The organism is Bacteroides intestinalis DSM 17393 (assembly GCF_000172175.1).
Taxonomy (GTDB): domain Bacteria; phylum Bacteroidota; class Bacteroidia; order Bacteroidales; family Bacteroidaceae; genus Bacteroides; species Bacteroides intestinalis.
Genome location: NZ_ABJL02000008.1, coordinates 315865 through 334919 on the forward strand (window position 1 = coordinate 315865; position 19055 = coordinate 334919).

The 19055-nt window shown below is 38.9% G+C and carries 19 protein-coding genes and 1 tRNA gene; 9 read left to right on the forward strand and 11 right to left on the reverse strand.

What is annotated here, in order from left to right; translation table 11 throughout:
* Position 1: 1 nt before the first annotated feature.
* The 8 genes from BACINT_RS10765 to BACINT_RS10800 form a co-directional block, all read right to left on the reverse strand.
* Positions 2 to 1300 carry an O-antigen polymerase gene (locus BACINT_RS10765; protein ID WP_044154998.1) on the reverse strand — a complete coding sequence of 433 codons (1299 nt, stop codon included), beginning with the start codon at positions 1298 to 1300 and terminating at the stop codon, positions 2 to 4.
* The gene (locus BACINT_RS10770; protein ID WP_181996168.1) at positions 1297 to 2655 is read right to left on the reverse strand and encodes a GNAT family N-acetyltransferase; all 1359 of its coding nucleotides are present in this window, start codon (positions 2653 to 2655) and stop codon (positions 1297 to 1299) included. The genes BACINT_RS10765 and BACINT_RS10770 overlap by 4 nt, the downstream gene beginning before the upstream one ends.
* A gap of 157 nt (positions 2656 to 2812) precedes the next feature.
* Positions 2813 to 4117 carry a polysaccharide pyruvyl transferase family protein gene (locus BACINT_RS10775; RefSeq protein ID WP_007662956.1) on the reverse strand — a complete coding sequence of 435 codons (1305 nt, stop codon included), beginning with the start codon at positions 4115 to 4117 and terminating at the stop codon, positions 2813 to 2815.
* 2 nt (positions 4118 to 4119) lie between these two features.
* Positions 4120 to 5328, reverse strand: coding sequence for an ATP-grasp domain-containing protein (locus BACINT_RS10780; RefSeq protein WP_007662957.1), 1209 nt, complete (start codon positions 5326 to 5328; stop codon positions 4120 to 4122).
* Positions 5325 to 6434, reverse strand: coding sequence for a DegT/DnrJ/EryC1/StrS family aminotransferase (locus BACINT_RS10785; protein WP_007662958.1), 1110 nt, complete (start codon positions 6432 to 6434; stop codon positions 5325 to 5327). Before BACINT_RS10785 ends, BACINT_RS10780 begins: the two co-directional genes overlap by 4 nt.
* 29 nt (positions 6435 to 6463) lie before the next feature.
* Positions 6464 to 7909: a lipopolysaccharide biosynthesis protein gene (locus tag BACINT_RS10790; protein WP_007662959.1), complete on the reverse strand. Its 1446-nt coding sequence runs from the start codon at positions 7907 to 7909 to the stop codon at positions 6464 to 6466.
* Between the two features lie 11 nt (positions 7910 to 7920).
* Complete coding sequence (locus BACINT_RS10795) at positions 7921 to 8406, reverse strand: UpxZ family transcription anti-terminator antagonist (protein ID WP_007662960.1); 486 nt, start codon at positions 8404 to 8406, stop codon at positions 7921 to 7923.
* A gap of 28 nt (positions 8407 to 8434) precedes the next feature.
* Positions 8435 to 8968: a UpxY family transcription antiterminator gene (locus tag BACINT_RS10800; RefSeq protein ID WP_007662961.1), complete on the reverse strand. Its 534-nt coding sequence runs from the start codon at positions 8966 to 8968 to the stop codon at positions 8435 to 8437.
* A gap of 761 nt (positions 8969 to 9729) precedes the next feature.
* Here BACINT_RS10800 and BACINT_RS10805 point away from each other — a divergent pair.
* From BACINT_RS10805 to BACINT_RS10815, 3 genes are all read left to right on the forward strand, one after another.
* A complete protein-coding gene (locus BACINT_RS10805; RefSeq protein WP_007662962.1) occupies positions 9730 to 10089 on the forward strand; it encodes a hypothetical protein in 360 nt (119 codons plus the stop codon).
* A gap of 115 nt (positions 10090 to 10204) precedes the next feature.
* Positions 10205 to 12385 (forward strand): VapE domain-containing protein, encoded by a 2181-nt coding sequence (locus tag BACINT_RS10810; RefSeq protein ID WP_044155000.1) that lies wholly within the window; start codon positions 10205 to 10207, stop codon positions 12383 to 12385.
* A gap of 445 nt (positions 12386 to 12830) precedes the next feature.
* Entirely contained in the window at positions 12831 to 14462 is a 1632-nt protein-coding gene (locus BACINT_RS10815; protein WP_007662964.1) for a phospholipase B family protein, read from the forward strand.
* 77 nt (positions 14463 to 14539) lie between these two features.
* Here the strand turns inward: BACINT_RS10815 and BACINT_RS10820 are convergent, their stop codons facing one another.
* Positions 14540 to 14791 (reverse strand): DUF4248 domain-containing protein, encoded by a 252-nt coding sequence (locus BACINT_RS10820; RefSeq protein WP_021967357.1) that lies wholly within the window; start codon positions 14789 to 14791, stop codon positions 14540 to 14542.
* Positions 14792 to 15034: 243 nt separating this feature from the next.
* On the opposite strand from BACINT_RS10820, the gene BACINT_RS10825 reads away from it, so the two are divergent.
* The 5 genes from BACINT_RS10825 to BACINT_RS23320 all read left to right on the forward strand — a co-directional run bounded on the left by BACINT_RS10825 (position 15035) and on the right by BACINT_RS23320 (position 17418).
* Complete coding sequence (locus BACINT_RS10825; protein ID WP_007662966.1) at positions 15035 to 15577, forward strand: HU family DNA-binding protein; 543 nt, start codon at positions 15035 to 15037, stop codon at positions 15575 to 15577.
* A 95-nt stretch (positions 15578 to 15672) separates the two neighbouring features.
* Positions 15673 to 15777: a smalltalk protein gene (locus BACINT_RS24180; protein ID WP_021967359.1), complete on the forward strand. Its 105-nt coding sequence runs from the start codon at positions 15673 to 15675 to the stop codon at positions 15775 to 15777.
* A gap of 3 nt (positions 15778 to 15780) precedes the next feature.
* Complete coding sequence (locus BACINT_RS10830) at positions 15781 to 16224, forward strand: N-acetylmuramoyl-L-alanine amidase (protein WP_007662967.1); 444 nt, start codon at positions 15781 to 15783, stop codon at positions 16222 to 16224.
* Between the two features lie 39 nt (positions 16225 to 16263).
* Positions 16264 to 16959, forward strand: a complete 696-nt coding sequence (locus tag BACINT_RS23315; protein WP_007662968.1) for a hypothetical protein — start codon at positions 16264 to 16266, stop codon at positions 16957 to 16959.
* A gap of 81 nt (positions 16960 to 17040) precedes the next feature.
* Positions 17041 to 17418: a phage tail sheath subtilisin-like domain-containing protein gene (locus BACINT_RS23320; RefSeq protein WP_232288759.1), complete on the forward strand. Its 378-nt coding sequence runs from the start codon at positions 17041 to 17043 to the stop codon at positions 17416 to 17418.
* 156 nt (positions 17419 to 17574) lie between these two features.
* Here BACINT_RS23320 and BACINT_RS10840 read toward each other — a convergent pair whose 3' ends face one another.
* Both BACINT_RS10840 and BACINT_RS10845 read right to left on the reverse strand, forming a co-directional pair.
* Complete coding sequence (locus BACINT_RS10840; RefSeq protein ID WP_007662970.1) at positions 17575 to 17919, reverse strand: cupin domain-containing protein; 345 nt, start codon at positions 17917 to 17919, stop codon at positions 17575 to 17577.
* A gap of 444 nt (positions 17920 to 18363) precedes the next feature.
* Positions 18364 to 18436 (reverse strand) — tRNA-Gly (locus BACINT_RS10845).
* 94 nt (positions 18437 to 18530) lie between these two features.
* Between BACINT_RS10845 and cobU the strand changes: the two genes are divergently transcribed.
* Positions 18531 to 19040 (forward strand): bifunctional adenosylcobinamide kinase/adenosylcobinamide-phosphate guanylyltransferase, encoded by a 510-nt coding sequence (gene cobU / locus BACINT_RS10850; protein ID WP_044155001.1) that lies wholly within the window; start codon positions 18531 to 18533, stop codon positions 19038 to 19040.
* Positions 19041 to 19055: the final 15 nt, after the last annotated feature.

Consider the following 19055-nt stretch of genomic DNA (forward strand, 5'->3'; position numbering starts at 1 on the left):
TTCAGTCTAACGTGTTAACGATTGATTTGGAGCAGAATTGTTTTTGCAAAAAATAAGGCATCAAGAAAGTCAAAAAGATTACCACTATATCAAAAATAGAACACATATTAAGGAAGCCAAATATTCCTCCTACAGAAAAAGAATAATATTTATAAATAACACTTATCCTATAGCAGGATACTCCACTCCCCTTTCGTAAGTATATAGTAAAGGAAAAAGCTATAATAAATAGAATTATTACTGGCAATACGGGACCAAACTCTATATATAAATCACCATACACCGTTTTGAACCAATCCACTCTTACCCCTGTATAATGATACCAATCACTTTTATCTCCAGCTTTAAAACTACTATCAAATAAGCTAAAAAACTCAGAAAACAATCTTTTTCCTCCAGTAAAATTCACTTTGTCCCAATATTCATAACCTAGAACAGGAAATGTTTCTCCAAGATATTCATAGATTGAATCCACTGCTGTCCTCTTTACATTCTCCCCAAAACGTTCTTCGGTAATTTGAGCAACGACAACAAACAGTATTGCGACAACAGCAACTGCCACCCACAAAACTTTTCTTCTGAATCTGTAAGACATAGTATTCCAGAAAAGAATGAAGAAAAAAGATAGATTTAGTATGCCAAAAAACAAATTTGCTCTTGACCCTGTAGTCAAACCTATTGATAGAGCATTAAATAAAAATACTATCAAATAAGACACTAAGAACTTTTTAGAGCATTCAGCACATTTATAACCCCTGAAAATATATAATAAAACAAAAGGAACAATCATCACATGTGAAAAACGTCCTATAGAATTAAAAAGTCTAGCTAATGGATTCCCACTATAATACAAATCTGAAATATTATCTCCTCCCATGCTATGTATATTCCCAAAACCGAAAGAAATGGCTGTTTTCAGCTGTGTTAGTTTAATCAATGCATATATAATATCAATAGCAAATAAGACATAAACTATATTCCAATTTCTCCGGGAATAGAGTAAGGTTGAGAAATTCATTTTCTCAACCTTGATTTTATTCAGAGGCATTAATATCAAATAAACACAAAAATAATTGATAAAAAATGGTATTGGAGAAAGTGGTTCGTATTCATAAGATGATGTATACATAACACTCCAATATAATCCGGACAAACAGAGATAAACACTGAAAGCCGCAAATATAGAATACATCAACCATACAAAGGAATATATAGTGAACCCAGATTTTCTATAAGAAAAAATGAAGGTACCAAAATACAGCAAAAAATTTAATGGCATTACAACAAAAACGCTCATCATTTCTTTTTTAGAAGAAAAGCCCAAACAAATGTCATCCTTCGCATTAGTTGATACAGCAAACGACTTTTGACACAGTTCTCCAACTCTACAGAGTCTTTGATATCACCTTTAGAAAGGCGATAATACATATACACATTAATTTTCAGTTTATCCAAAATAGAAGCAGCTTTATATTCCCCGCACAAATACGCTCTAAAAGCTCCATTTAAAGTGGTAAAACCACCATTATCCACATCTTTCAATGTACCGGAAGCCATCATTCCATTAGGATTTATCCGATAACATCCGGTTACATCTTTTAAGAAGACCGATTTGCACTTTCCACATATGTGAATGAAGAGAGGCCAATCATAGCCATAACTATAATATTTGTCGAAATTAGCCAACAGTTCTTTCTTAAACATAACAGTGAGAGTTTGTGGAAAATTATTGCGCAGTAAAGAGGGTAATAAATATCCTGTTTTGGAGTGGGATAATTGATTTGACACAGTTGAAGAGTTTTCAATAAGCATATTGTCTAAATTGACTAATTGGAATTTTGAATAAACAAAGCCTATATTTTTGTCTGACTCAAGTATATTCACCTGCTTCTGCAATTTTAGAGGATCAGTCCAATAATCATCACCTTCACATACAGCCACATACTTTCCCAGACATCGTGGATACTGATAAGTATATGAAACAGGTATCCCTTTAGAATACTGATTTATTGTTTGATATATTGGTTTAAACAATTTTGGATATTTCTCTTCATATTCGCAAAGTATTTTTTTAGAACCATCTGTAGAAGCATCGTCATGGATCAACACCTCTATCGGAAAGTCCACCTTCTGCATTATGAAACCATCCAAACATTGTCTTATATAAGCTTTATGATTGAAAACTAAACAAATTATACTAACTAGAGGTTTAGGACAATCCAAGTATGATACCATCATAAACTTTGTATAATCTATTTCCCTATCCAAATAAAAGTCATTCTTCCTATAAAATTCAATTATATTCTTATCATTAGCAACCTCCATTTTTACTTTATGCACATTTATTTTACAAAGATAATTCTTCGTATTATTTAATAATAATGTGGCTATCCCTTTATGTGAAAAACATTGTTGTACACTCACATTGCTTATAAAAGCCTCCTTTTCTCCTTCAGTACAATAATATGCAACAAGCCCCACCAGCTCCCCATCATAATAAGCTTCTTCTCTTTGGGCATATTTGAAAAGTTTATTTGCATATTCTTCAATATCAACCCTTTCTTCTAAAGGAGGAAGAAAAAATGGAGACACTTCTTTCAGATGTTTATAGATGTCATTAAAGGTCGAAAAATTATGTAAATATTGTATATCCATATTAATGAGCATAAAGGCTAAAATCTATACCGATAACTATATATGATTTAGTATAGCCTATAAATTCACAGCTACTATTATCAGTTTCTCATGTAAAACTTTATTTTATATATTTTTTACAAGCAAGTAGTTCTTAAAATTCGTCCTATTTTAAATATTATTTTACAATAGTCTTTAACAAGTCAAAATTCTGTTTAATAAGTGCTTTTATTTCCTTATTTCTATCAATAAGCATACGTCTAATACCCTTTCTATTTTCATATACCTCAAATGCTTTAGATATCATATCACTAAAAGAATGTGGGTCTGCTACATACCTTTCAACATTAGCCACTTGTGCAAATCCTCGTAATTTATGCGCTTTAGGCTCATGACCATAATCAATAATCATAGTTGGTACAGATTGAGAAAGACCAGCAACTGCAGCATGAACTCTTCCAGAAATAAGCATATCAAACTGACCAATAATCGCTTTTGTTTCTGCTGGAGTATAAATTCCATTAAATAAATAAACTCGATCTGCTATTGCTGTTTTGGTTAATAGTTCATATATTCTTTTTATAAGGGGATAATCGCGCCCTTTTGTTAACTCGAATTCAGCAGGAGGAACCTGGAAACCATTTGAGTGAGACATCAAACAAACATCAACATTAAATTTTTCAACCATTTGCTTTATCATTTTTATGTAACCATCAAATTCCTGATCTTCCCAATTCTCTCTGCTAAATGGCCCCTTGAGTAAATTCCACCCACATAGCACAAAACCGATAACAGGTTTCTGTTTATTCGCTAATGGTGTACCTTCTATATATTGCTGTATTTGGGCTAATGTAGCAGGTTCAAATTCAAACGCTGGACATGCCAGACTATATACATTGGAAACGTCAAATCCAAAATCACTCAATACAGATTTACTAATTTCCTCTCTATTAGTTACAAGAGCAAAGTTATTAAAGACCAGATGTGCAAAGTCCAAAGTAGAGTCTCTATTAAAAGGACCAGGAGAACCTGCTAACATAGCAGTAGGCTTACCTAATAATTGTGCACATCGTTCTTTCAACAGACCTATTAAAAACCTATTGGAACCTACTAAATCTGCATTTTGTCCCCATATATCTCCTGAAAAATCTATAACCAAATCAGAGCTCAAAACATCTTCTATATAAGGAGTGGTATCTATCAATGTACCTGTCTGCTCATATACACTTGCTATAGCATATTCTTTATATGCTAATGGCAAATCTTTCTCTGTCCATGAGTAATATTCATCCATCGGAACAGAAGTTATTTGCTCCTTACTTTGAAATTCATCTGACATCTGAAATGTTGTCTGTATTGCTGCATGAGGGAATACACGGTGAAGTTCTCTGAAAAAAGGTTCAATGATATAATAATTACCAATATTACCAAACTCCAATCTACCCCAATGCAAGGTTCCTTGCCCAATCACTAAAATTTTCATATTTATTGTTTTATATCAATTAACACTTTCATATTTATTTCGTTCATAGCTTTATCTAATGCTGATTTACTGGGAAATTTCATTACAATTGTTCCAATAGAATTATTAGCACATTGAAACGAAGATATATTATCCCCTCTATTCAACCATAAATCAGTCTCTACAACATAATCGTTTAAATCCGGTGCAATCCTTATCTGCTCAAAAAATCCCGATGTATTTGAATGAAGAATAAATTCTGCCCAATGCCCCTTATATGACCATTGAGATATTTGTCCTATATCATCACCAATTGCTGCACTCACTGCATTCTCTATGAGATCTATATTTGTAGCATATCTAAGCATCTCAGATAATCTATTCCCTCCTCCTCGCGGTGAAACCTCCATTATATATCCCTTCCCATCTACACCAATTCTTGTCTCAACATTGTAGATAGAAGTTTTCATATGCAATAATGTAAGTAACCGTTGAAGTTCTGAAGTAAGTTCAGACTCTTGTTCCAACGTCATCGTAGATGGCCAGCTAAATGCAGAAGGTGTATAAGGATTAGAAGCTGAGTCATCAAATCTTTGTGCAGAAAATGAAACAAAACTCAATTCTCCATTAATAGAAAAACAATCTGAATCCGAAGAACATCCTTGTTTTTCAATGAATTCTTCTACTATTACTTTCCCCGATATTGAATACTCTTTTGCATAATAAAATGCTTGTTCAAAACACTCAATTTCATCAACTCTTGAAACACCTTTACTCCCTGCTGAATCAGTAGGCTTTACTATAATTGGAAAATTAAAGGCATTCACATCTACTTTTGCATCCTTATAATCCACATACGCTCTTGCCTGCGGGACATTGAACCCATGTTCTGCAAGAAACTTTCTAAAGCGATCTTTATTTTGGAGGATACAAATAGATTCATAGGGGCCTGCCTGTGGTAAATTCATTTGTTCTGCTACATACGCAGCAGTAGTTACTCCTGGATCAACCGCAAAAGACATAATTCCGTCTATTTGTTTTTCTCTTGCAACAGCCAAAACCGCTTCTCTGTCTATAATACTAACATTACAGTACTCATCAGAATATTTGTGTGCTATATTATGCGGAAGATAATCACAAGTTATAACATAATGTCCCAGCTTATGGGCAACATCTATTACCGGAAGTAGATATCTAAGTCCTCCAAGAAGCATTATTCTTTTCTGTTTCATTTCACTATAAGGTTAAGTATCCTCTCAATATCCTTCCTATTAAGTCCGTAATATATTGGGAGACATATAACAGAATTCGCCATCTTCATTGCATTCGAAAGTTTTTGAGGAGATGAACTTTCCAATCCCTTATAAGTAGAAAATTCACTTATCAACGGATAGAAATATCGCCTGCCTAGCACATTCTGCTCTTTCATCTTAAAATAAAGTTCGTCACGGGTCATGCCATACTTTTCAGCATCCACGAAAATCGGGAAATAAGAATAGTTGTGACGTACACCCGGCATATCTTCCATAAAACTGATACCCTCAACATCTTTCAATGCTTCCCGATACTTGACAGCAACCTGACGCCTGGATTCAATAGCCGCATCCACTTGCTTTAAATTAAGCAAGCCATAAGCAGAACGAACCTCGTCCATTTTCCCATTAATACCAGGAGCAACTATTTCTGTCTCTCCCGCAAAACCGAAATTCTTCAAATAATCAATACGCTTTTTTGTCTTTTCATCATGACAGATTAGCGCACCTCCCTCTATAGTATTATAAACTTTCGTAGCATGAAAGCTCAATGTTGACATATCTCCTGCGTTTAGGATTGACTTTCCATTTACCTCCACCCCAAAGGCATGGGCAGCATCATAAATCACCTTCAGTCCATATTTATCGGCTATCTCCTGAATGCGTTCCGTATCACAAGGTTTTCCATAAACATGTACAGGCATAATAGCTGTAGTCTTTGGGGTAATTGCTGCTTCTATCTTATCGGGATCAATATTGCAAGTTTCGGGGTCAATGTCAACAAACACAGGTTTTATGCCATTCCACCACAAAGAATGGGTAGTAGCTACAAAACTATAAGGAGTCGTGATTACTTCTCCCGTTATACGTAACGCCTGGAGTGCACACATCAAAGGTAACGTACCGTTAGTAAAAAGACTGATATAAGGTACTTTTAAATATTCACACAACGCCTTCTCTAATTCCTGATGATAATGACCATTATTGGTCAGCCACTTGCGATTCCAGATGTCTTGCAGATAAGGAATGAAATCGTCCAGTGAAGGAAGTAATGGAGAAGTAACCGTAATTACTTTATTTTCCATCTTACTACAATTAATTTGTTTTTGATTTTCTACTTACGTCTGAGCGCAGAAAGCACCAACTGCTTGATCTCAAGATATTCGTCAAGATGCAGTTTCTCATAAATAATTAAAGCTAAGAATACTCCTACCGAAATCTGAATGAACAATAATGCATAAACAGGAATATTCCAATGAGAAAGTCCCCACATGACAAATGCTACCACTAAAGAAACTACAAAAGTGGGAAGTATGTCTTTTATCTGTTTTCCTGTCGGATAATCTATTAAGCTTGCCGAATAATAGCTATTCAGAAAATAAGCTATAAACGAAGTTATCACACTTCCCCAAAGCATATATTCAATACCGCAAAAGATACCAATAACAATGGGACCAACAGCTATTATTTTCTTTATAATTTCTAACTTCAAGAATAGGTCCGAACGTCCTTTCACCTGAAGAATATTCAGATTTATGGCATGAAGAGGATAAAGCATGCCGCTAAAACAGATGATTTGCAAAAAGTAAACGGCAGGCAACCACTTTTCGCCTATCAAGATAATAATCAAAGGTTTCGCTACAGCAGCCAATCCCAACATGCAGGCAAAGGTTATCAGCATGGTAATCTTTATCACCTTCCGATAAGCTTCACGCAAGCGTTCCGGCTCCTCCTGAATAGAACTTAAAACCGGATAACTGACACGTTGGACAACGGTGGTCAAATTACTGGAAAATATCGTATTGAATTGCTCGGCACGGGTATATTGGCCCAATTGCGCAGAAGTATAGAAACGCCCGATGATGATATAATAGATATTTTTATAAATAGTGTCCAACAAGCCCGAGAGTAATAGTTTGGATCCAAAACCAAAGAGTTCTTTAAAACTCTTCGTAGAGAATTCCCATACCGGATGCCATTTGCTATATATCCATAAAAATAGTGTATTCAGAAATTGACGGGAAAGTTGCTGACCAACCAAACTCCACACCCCCATACCTCCTAATGCCATTCCTATTCCAATAACTCCACTACTGATAGAGGAAATCAGAGAGACTTTTGTTTGTGTCTTGAAATCTACCTCCCTCACAAATTGGGTGCGGGGGATGATGGCAAGTGCATTGATAATCAACACCCACCCTATAACTCTTGTAACTTCTACCAGGATGGGTTCTTTGAAAAATACACTAATGGCCGGAGAAGCAAAATACAAAAGCACATAAACAAGAATACTGACAGTCAGATTAAAATAGAAAACAGTATTATAATCAACTCGTTTTACGTGTACTTTCCGGATAAGTGCATTGGAAAAACCACTGTCAATAATGGAAGTGGAAACAGCTATAAATATAGCTATCATTGCCATTACGCCATATTCCGCAGGAGTCAATAAACGAGCAAGCACTAATCCCACCAAAAAGGCGATACCGGAACTGGCTATGTTATCAATAAAGCTCCATCCAACACCACGGACAGTTTTATGTCTTAACGTATCAGACAAATCTTCTAATCTTACTCTTCTATCTCCTCAAACGGATAAGGATTATCCGCAATATTTTTCAACTCTTCTATGATTTCTGTTTGTTCAGAATTCAAAGTTGCCTTGTCCCAACCATCAATAATGCCATAGGCCTCTTGAAGCAAGGATTCTTCATAAATCTCCCCATAACAAAAAGCCAGCAAACGGACTTTTAGCAAAGAAGGGGGAAGCTGTTTCAAAATATTGCAGATGCGGTCTAAAACAGCTTGTTTCTTTTCTCTTTTATCTCCATTGTCGTAGATGGTGGCATTATAGCCCATCAGAAGAGCTAAACAAAGGTTGGCTTCTTCTTCGATACCGGAACTTTTTGCGGCAAAAAGAGAATCCGATTCTACAAGAACCTCCTTGTTCAGTCGAGTAAAATCATCTGAATAGATGGGTTCACCATCCATGCCAAGATACATAAGCTTATGAGCCAAATGCTGAAGCTCACGAGCACAAGAAAGCAGATCATTCATTGAAATATGAGTATGATATGATTAAATATTATTTTATTATCTTCAGATAGGATTTTGGTACTTTTACACTGGCTGTCAAAATACCATTAATACGAATAACGACGTATGTCTTATTGGCTTCTGTAGCAATTTCTCCTTCAATACCACGAAAATCGCCTTTAACGACCTTGACTTTATTCCCTATTGTGAGAGGTTCATTGTCAAAGCTGACACCGTCCGGATTCAAATCCATGACAAACATGAAATCCTTCATCTGTTTGTCGGGAACGACAAGCATGGAGTGAGTGAAAAGATCCTTCATATAGAAAAGCTGTACACCATAAACATTAGAAATGTCACAGGCTGTTTGCTTGGTGGCACAAACGAAAATCAAATTGCGGATAACAGGGACTACACTACGCTTCCGACGGTGTTTCAACTGAGATATTACAATTTTAGTCGGCAGATAATAGTCAATATCCAAATTTTCGTTTGATTTCAGCTTCTCAAGAAACTTGCCGATTGCAAATTCTTGCTTATCACGTGTACGAGCTGCAAACCAATATTTCTGAGTTTCAACCACTTGCAATAAATAAAATCGAGGATATTACTTTAGGTATGGATACGCTTCGCGGCTTGAGCAAGACATTTCCTCTTTCAAGCCGAAATAGATAAATCAAGTCGTTATCTACTTTTAATATATTGAAGACGAATGGATTAATAAAGAAAAACGTCTTTTAATCGTTCGTTTAAAAGATGGCATTTTAACCTGTATCTTCCCTAAGATTCTTTCGATAAAAAAACAAGTTTAAAATCACAATTTTATTTCAGGGATAACTCACTATGGATTAGTAACATATGACATTTATTAAAGAGAAAATCGATTTTATCTATCAGAATATTTTGTTATTTCATTTCAAGGCATTATCTTTGCGCATATTAAACGAACGATTAAAAAACACCCCACATCCATTACAATTTTTCTTGAAACATCAGCTTTCATTCCGTTTCATGTATCTATTTCAACTATCGCAACCTCATCCCGACAGTTTCCTAACATCATATTTCTCTTTTATAATAATGTACGCACGTATACATACGCACAGGCGCGTATTTCCCTACTTTTTCTTTAGACCTTGTTACACACACTTTATATTAATAGGTAGGTAGGGCTACCACCTATTACATCGTTTTGTGTATCACACACAGAACAGAAAAGTTTCATTTTTCTATACCATTATGACAGATTTCACGAGAATAACCGTTAATTTTGCTTTCGAATGCAAATTTAAAATAAATTACTAACATCTAAAATTGTGGTTTTATGATTAAAAAAACACAATCTTGAGCATTGAGCTCATAAGTAAAGATGCCTGCGGCATCGAGATCGAGAGAAAAGGAAACAGGATCGACATCCTGTTGGTTGAAAATGAACCGGTTGACCAGCAGGTCATAGTCAGGGCGGAAGAAAGAATAGAGTTCCTCACTCCCTGGATAAACATGCTTATCCATCATAAAAAAGAGGCGGGACTCAAAGGAACAAAGCATCTGGCAAGGAAGCTGTACCGCATGGCAAGGTTCGAAAAAGGAAAGCATGAGGAAGGATTTCTGACGTTGGAAAGCATTAATACCGAAATCATTAGCTTAAGGAAAGAAATCAGGGAAGAGAAAGCGGGAATGGAAAAGAAGAAGGAAAAGATGTAGGAATTCAAAATTGTGCAAAAACGCCTTTTTCAACCGAAAAGGCGTTTTTGTCATTCCGGATATTATACCCTACTTCGCACCGCCAACAAGGCAGACTAAAACAACTAACAAAGAAATGGAAAATATTCCGGTTACCGCATACAGCGGATTCAGCAACGTTCGGGGAGAGATAACCCTGAGAAAAGTAATTGAAAACATCACAAAGGGAGTACACGCAAAACTTGTATTCAAAATAAGACTGCTCGTCAGCCAGGGAAAGACAGAAGAGGCAAACAATGTGAAGAAGCAATTGCCATTCTACACCGTCACGGCAGGATACAGCGAAAAAAGACAAGCTTACAGCATCACAAGGTACACGCATGTCATCCTGTTGGACATTGACGACCAGCCCGAAGAGAAGTTGGAAGACTTGAGGGAGAAAATCAACAAGGATCCTAACACGCTGGGCAGTTTCCTCACTCCAAAGGCACATGGATTCAAGATATTCGTGTTCCTGCAGACGGAAGATGCCACCACTCTCAGGGAGACATTCTCTAACGGAGAAAAGGACTTTGCTGCGTTGGAAAAATATCACAGGATGATGTATGATACCTGCAAAGAATACTATGAAAAGCTGCTGGACGTGGAGGTGGACGGAAGCGGAAAGGATATATCAAGAGGATTCTTCACTTCTTTCGATGAAAAGGCATATCTGAATGAAGAACTTATGAAAGAGGTCGATGAGATACTGACCGGTATTGTGCCGCCTGAAAAACCGCAGACGGGGAGAAAGAAGAGTGGGAAGGCGATGAGTGAGAGTGATAAGGTGGTAAGTGATAAGGCGGTAAGTGATAGGGTGATAAGTGATAAGGCGGAAGCTGAGCCGTGGGAAAGGATGGAATTCAACAAGGCGGTACTCGCAGTAAAGAGGATTGCTAAATTCGAACCGGGAAGCAGGGACAGCTTCATATTCGCTCTGGGAAACAAATGTTATGCAAAAGCATTGGAAGAGGGCGTGGCAATTCGTTTGGCTCAGGAAAATTTCGGCGGTGAAGGGTTCGATGTGGCTGTGCCCATACACAATGCATACATCTATACCGACAAGACGGAGGAAGCAGCCATCTATCATAAGGAAGAGAAGCCGGACATTATCAACCAAGTACTCGACTTCCTGAAGGCACATTATGATATCCGAAGGAATGTAATACTAGACAGGCTGGAATACCTAAACTTCGATGAGAAAGAAGAGAGATGGAAAGGCGGGTTCCGACCTATGAGGGCAAGAAGCTACAACTCCATATTCCTGGCCCTGCAACTGGCAGGCATCAAGTGTTTCAGGAATTATCTGCAGGCGGTCATTGACTCCACCTATGCCAGGGATTTCAACCCGTTCACAGACTACGTAGAAAAACTGGAACCCTGGGATGGAGAGACAGATTATATCGGCCGGCTGGCGAATACGGTACAGGCGGAAGACCAGGAGTTCTGGAAAGAAAGTTTCCGCAGGTGGTTCGTGGGAATGCTGGCATGTGCACTGCAGGACGAGCAGGTCAACCATCTTGTGATCATCCTGTACTCCGAACAAGGAAAAGGAAAAAGTACCTGGATACGCAGGCTCTTACCTCCCCAGTGGAGGGAGTATTACCGGAACGGAATGGTGAACCCGGACAACAAGGACCACCAGCTGCTGCTCAGCACGCACCTCATCATCAATATGGAAGAATTTGAAGGGGCCAGGATAGGTGATCTGGCCGGATTGAAACGGGTCATCACACAGGAAAGCGTGACGAAGCGGAAAGCATACGACATGCAGGCATACAATTTCATACGGCATGCATCCTTCATTGCCAGTACGAACAATCGCCAATGCCTGCAGGACATAGGCGGAAACCGGCGTTTCCTCCCCTCCTCCATCATTACACTGGATTATCGCACACCGGTCAATTATGAGGGGATATATGCGCAGGCCTACGCGTTGATAAAGGAAGGATACCGGTACTGGTATGAAGGAGAGGAAATAAACGAGCTGAACCGGCACAATGAACTGCACCGCATGAAAGATCCCGTGGAGGAGAACCTGCTCGTATACTTCCGCAAGCCGCAACCGCAGGATTACTGCATAAAATGGATGCCGGCGGCAGCCATACTCAGCAAGATCGCCATTTACGGAAAGATACAGGTGAACAGGCAGACCATACAGACATTGGTAATGTCACTGGAAAAGTACGGTTTCCGGACAAGAAGGAATGAACAGGGAAGTACGGAATATGAAGTGGTGGACATACAAAACGATGAAGTGGACAAGGGATTCAAATAAGTGGAGCCGGGTATTGCCAGACATAAGTGCATCGCCCGATGCAGATAAGTGAGAAGACCATCGCAGATATAAGCGTTGGCCGATACAGATAAGTGCGCAAGCCAACGCAGATATAAGCGTTCGGTTTGCGCATTATAGGATTATTCCCCCTGAGATAAAGCTCGCTTACCCCCACTCGATATCGTCAAAAAAAGTTTGAAATCGTAAAATAAAGAATGCCATTTCAGAATTAACATTCTAAATACCAACGCTATACGATTTTTCTTTAAAATTTATTGATTTTAGAATCTATATATGATCGTTTCCCGTTATTTTTGTCTTAGTCCATTTCAGCCTATATAAAAATTGCATTTTCCACATCAAAATGTAACATGAACTGGAAATATTTAACTCGACTGAAATCAAGGAAGGGAACAATATTTAAATCCACTAAAATTAGAATGATATGACACAACAAGAAGACAGAAAATTCAACAGGATTCAGAAGGGGAAATCCTGCGTAGGATATGCAGAGTTTAAGGACAATTGCTGGAATTTTTCTATAATTTCCACGCACGAGCATTCGGATGTCCTTACCAACGAGTATGTTGCCGGGTTCATACAGGGAGAATTACAGGGCAAGGATATGATACGCGCATCACGCAACAATACTTGGAAGAACTCCTACTTGTGTGACACAAGCCATACATTTCCCCATACGTGCCCTCCGGAACCGAAAGACTTGAAGAAAGCGGAAAATTCGCTGAAAAGCAACTACCTTTTTACTACAAAATGGATAAGAGACAATCGGGAAGAACCGGCTATTGGCAAGTATGTGAAAGCGATAGAAAGGCTATTTTATCGAATGTGGGGTATATACGATGCCTTGTCTTGCGGGTATATACGCTCCATTGACGAAGTGAAGAATGACCTTTTCAATTGGGATACATTCAGTTTAGGCTACGGGGAAGATAAAATATCTTTCGGAGACATCTACTTTATCAATACTCAGATGGACTTGATGGATGCCGTGGCCAACTCACTGGAAAGCACATACGGTTTGCACAAGCCCGACCATTGTTCCGCTTTCGTCAAACGGACAGATGACGGAGACATCGTATGGACGCACAACAGTTGGTGCGGCTACCTGTCGAATTCACACACGATTTCCTACACAATCCGCAATAATGAGGGAGGGATCGACTTTGTGTCACAGAATTCGTATTGTTTCGGGCAAGTAGGCAGCAACATGGATTTTGGATTCAACAAACATGGCATTTGCTTCAATGAAACCACTCACCGTTATTCATACAATCCCATGTCGCAGTCGCAAAAAGAAGAGGCAGTATGGCTGTGTTGGCGTTCTGCTGCTGCCGAAATGTTCGCGACAGATATTGACGATTTCTTCAACTACATAAAAATCAGCAATTCGGGCACCTATCTGAACGGTTATATGGTTATTGATGCCAATACGAAAGAAATGTCATTGATAGAAATGAGTTATAAACGCTTTGCAATGTTAAGGTGCGGAAAGGATAGTTGCTTAACCGGGAAATATGAACCTGAAAATGAATTCGATCCGGATTTGGATTATGATAAGCACCTGATGACTAATGAATATATCTTGGGAGTAAACTATCCGGTATTCAAAAAAGTGGCGTATGACTTAGGCTCCACAGACAACAGGCCACTCAGGCGAGTGCAGTTCTTTGACATGATTGGGAATGTGAACAATGAGGAAGACGCAAAAGCATTGATTACCCACATAGCAGATGATGAGCCACTGTCCATCTATGGACGTTGGGACTTGGGATTTGGAACAACGGAATACCCCAGAACCATTCCTGACGGAGCAGTCGACTCTAAGGCGTTTTCTGCAAACAAGGTTCTTGAATTACTTTCAGGTCTAAAGTACGAACCGTCCGATGAAGGCACGAAAACTTCATTTTGGATGCTGTACGGGGTAGCCTGGTTCAAGGGCAAGCCTTTCGTATGGTCACAGTCACCATGGAAAGAATACAAAGATGATCCGGCGAAAGACTTCGTACCGGATGAACTGACCGGGAAGTGGCATCAAACCAAATTGTTCCTCAAATAAAGGGGAACCGATATAAAGATAAGAGATACTATCAATTGTTGACAATAGTATTTCTTATCTTTTTATTTATCAACGATCTAAGGTCTTCCCAGATACCTGAATATCAATTCCACCTGCATGGAAGTAAATATCTGCTGGCGCTTTTTATAGCCTGTCTGAAGCAAGGCTTCGCTCAGTTGCAGGTTATATCTAAACCATTGTGCCAAGCGGTTCAGGGCAGACACGGGAGAGATATTCGGAGCATAAGCCTCGGCAAGCTCACGTTTGGAGTAAGGGCGTACGGGCCAGGCTTCTTCAGGGGCCTTTTCATTTTCATTACTTGTTTTCATAAGAGTTATTTTATTGATTATCATAGCATAAAGATAAGCATTTTATATTACATATAGCTCACCTTAGGCAAATACTTTTCACTCTTTATCATGCAGTTTCATGAAGGAATAATCTCTTTCATTATTCACCCCTCAGTACATCGTACCTTTGTTTCGTTCACCACGGGAAGCACAGTATTTCACTGAACTTACACGGGTGAAATTCATCCTTCATTTTTTATTTTTAATTCATAATTCACAACTATGGCATTGAATTACAGTATTGCAATGATGGGCAATCCAATGAATCAGGAAGAGGCCAAAAAAGCGTATGCGAAAGCGCAGGTTTCGCAAGAGTTATCACTAAAAGCACTCGCCAAGAGAGTATCATCGCAGACCACCGCCAGCAGGGCGGACGTGACTGCCGTTATCATCGCTACCGTCGAGAATATGATTGACGGCCTGCGGGCAGGAGAACAGGTAGACTTCGGAGACCTGGGAAAATTCCGGTTACAGATAACCAGCCGGGGGGCGGAAACGGCGGAGAAATTCACGGCTGCCAACATTACCGGAGTCAATATTCAGTTTATCCCCGGAGAAGATCTGAAAAACATCTTCGCCGGTATGGAGTTCTCACCGGTCCCTACCCGTGCTGCCACACGCGCCGTGCTCAAAGCACAGAAGGCAGGACAGACCACTGTGGATATTTCCAAAACGCCCACACCAGGAGGAGACGATGGAGGAAACACCGGTGGAGGTGGAAATTCAGGAGGCGACGGAGGTATAGAGGATGATCCGCTGGGATAGGATCTAAAGGCGCAGCCTTTAGAAATTAATAATGAAAGAATTAATAATTAAAGGCTGCGCTATCATTAAATCACTAATAACTAAATAACAGTTATATGGAAAAAAAATCAAATTCAACCTGGAGTATGATCATCAAAGTGGTAATTGCCGTGGCATCTGCCCTGGCAGGCATATTCGGACTAAATTCCTGCATGAAATAGACTATGAGAGCAGGAAGTTTTTATCAGAACTATCGGGAGGTAAAACTCCTGGTAGTTCATTGTTCAGCAACACGCTGTAACAAGAATTTCTCCGTAGAAGCTCTTCGAAGATGTCATTTGGCAAGAGGCTTTGCAAGCATCGGATATCATTTCTACATCACACGTGACGGTGAAGTACACATCTGTCGTCCGGTTCACCAGATCGGAGCACATGCTACAGGATGGAATGACAAGAGCATCGGCATCTGCTACGAAGGCGGACTGGATGAATGCGGCCGACCGGCGGATACAAGGACGTATGCCCAGAAATGTTCCCTACTCGATTTGCTGCGACAACTGAAAACAGATTATCCGCAAGCCAGCATATTGGGACATTATCAGCTCAGTAATTCCATACACAAGGCGTGTCCGTGCTTTGATGCAAAAGGGCAATATCGGGGGCTTTAAGCTCCTGATACTAAAGGTAAACCATGGAGAATTTCCTCTATGGCGGAATATATGAACTATTTCGGTCAAGGCCCCGAAGAAAAGTTTATCCTAAGTATTAAAAAGTCGAATAGCACTATTACAGACTGCCTGTTTACGTATGAGAAGGAGTATACCAAAACTGATACAACAACCACAAAGTATATATTTACAGCCCAGAGAAAAGAAAAAAAACGCTTCACTCTCTACTATCAGATGTTGATGTTCTTTGCTAATGGAGGCGGTACTTGCTATGTTCTTTCAGCAGGAAACTATAAAGACAACCAACTGCTGAACAAGAATATGATGAGCAATGCGATCAATGCTCTTGAAAAAGAGCGGGAAATAACAATGGTTGTGATCCCCGAAGCAGTGCATTCTCCGGATTGTGCAAATATTCAAACGATGGTTCTGGATCATTGCAGTAAAATGCAGAATCGTTTTGCTATTCTTGATGTTCAAGCCAAAAGTTCGGAGAATCAGACTATGATGGAGCAAGTAAAAGAGTTCCAGACCAATATCGGCAACAATGGCCTGTCATATGGAGCAGCCTACTATCCGTGGCTTGAGACAACAATACTGGGAGATAAAGATATTACAACCGATATGTTTTCTTGGTCTGCTGAGAGTGAGCTTGATTTCAAGGCATTCTTTCCCAAAGATTCCGGCATTTTGAATTATGCAAATGCAACAATTGATGAAATCATAAAGAACTAGGAAACGCCGGATAATAAAAAGAATGAATTTCATCAAGTTTTATTGCAGAACTGGAGCATATATCAGTCGATGATAAAGACTGTGAAGGCATCCCTTAATTTACTGCCACCTTCCGCAGCCATGGCAGGTATCTACACCATGGTGGATAATACGCGCGGTGTATGGAAAGCACCTGCAAATGTTTCAGTCAATTACGTTAACAGACCGGAGGTAAACATCAATAACAGGGAACAAGAGGATCTAAATGTACCTGTAAATGGCAAGGCAATTAATGCAATACGTTCCTTTATCGGCGAAGGCATAAAAATCTGGAGCGCCCGTACATTGGATAGCAATTCACTGGATTGGCGATATATTAACGTGCGCCGTACCATGATTTTCCTGGAAGAATCCGTCAAAAATGCAGTTCATGCCTATGTATTCGAACCTAATGATGCAAAATGCAGAAGAGCTAGCTAAATTTAGTTAAGGCACTATCTACTATTTACATAGAATTGTGGGTAGTGCCTATAAAAAGTTCCTTCAAGCCTTCTTTCACTTGTTCAGGCGCTTCATCATTATACAATTAAAGGATCAGGTATTGAGTAAGTCTTTCCTTTTGAACTATTGATCAATTCACTCATTGTTTTCTCCTTTTATCATAGTTAATAACATCTTGAAACGTTCAACTGCATGTAATGCGTGGGGGACATTAGCCGGCATAATGATTATCTCACCTGCCTTTAGTCTGTGAGGGATACCTCCGACATGTATTTCAACTTCCCCATCAAGAATTTGTACCAGAGCATCAAAAGGTGCAGTATGTTCACTTAACCCCTGTTCTTTATCGAAAGAGAATAGAGTTACATTTCCTGCCTGATTTTTAATAATCTGTTTACTAACTATTCCACCACTGGCATAGTCTACCTCTCCAGCGATATTAAATACTGTTGCATACGCAAATGTTGTATTAGTTTTCATATCTCATTTATTTTTTAAATTGATTAATGCAAATTTAGTGCTATTCTAAAATAGAATTTGTAACAAATGTTACAAGGTATCACAAATATCCTTATCTTTTAATATAGATAACTATTATGTTGCAAAACAAAAACAACAAATACATGGTTCATTTCTATTTCTGCTCTAATACAACATTATATCAATAATGAAAACAACACTTTATGCGCATTGTTTCTTCCGGAACGTAATTCAGATTTGGCAGTGTAAGCGAGTTGCAAATTCAGAACATCGAATCATCTATTCAGTTCATGAGGATACAATTGAAATATACGTCTTCTCTATGAGATACCATTATACCAAAAAGTAAACGGTGAAAAATGTATCTCATTTCCTTATTTAGAATTATATAAATAGCACAAAAAAAAGCAATTACATCCCTTGTAACTGCTTGATTTTCAAAAGAGCGGAAAACGGGGATCGAACCCGCGACCCTCAGCTTGGGAAGCTGATGCTCTACCAACTGAGCTACTTCCGCATTTATCCCATTCAAAGACGGTGCAAAGGTAAAAGAAGTTTTTTTATATTCAAAAATAAAAATGTACTTTTACAGCCACAAAAGTGAAAAATCCATGAAACGAATCATACTAATCACCGGAGGGGCACGCTCAGGTAAAAGTAGCCATGCAGAAAAACTGGCACTAAGCCTTTCTCCTAATCCTGTTTACCTTGCTACTGCACGCATCTGGGACGAAGAATTCCGGCAACGCGTCATCCGCCATCAGCAAAGACGTGGACCGGAATGGACAAATATCGAGGAAGAAAAACAGCTAAGCCGTCATCAATTATCCGGGCGAACTGTATTGATAGACTGCGTAACCTTATGGTGTACAAACTTCTTTTTTGATGTAAATGCAGATACTGACAGTGCCTTGGAAGCTGCCAAGGAAGAATTCGACCGCTTTACAAAGCAAGATGCCACTTTTATCTTTGTCACCAATGAAATTGGTATGGGAGCTACTTCGGATAATGAAATCCAGCGTAAATTTACAGATATGCAGGGATGGATGAACCAATATATTGCCGAACATGCAAACGAGGTATGGCTGATGGTATCAGGGATAGAGGTGAAGGTAAAATGAGAGAGCAATAGAGTA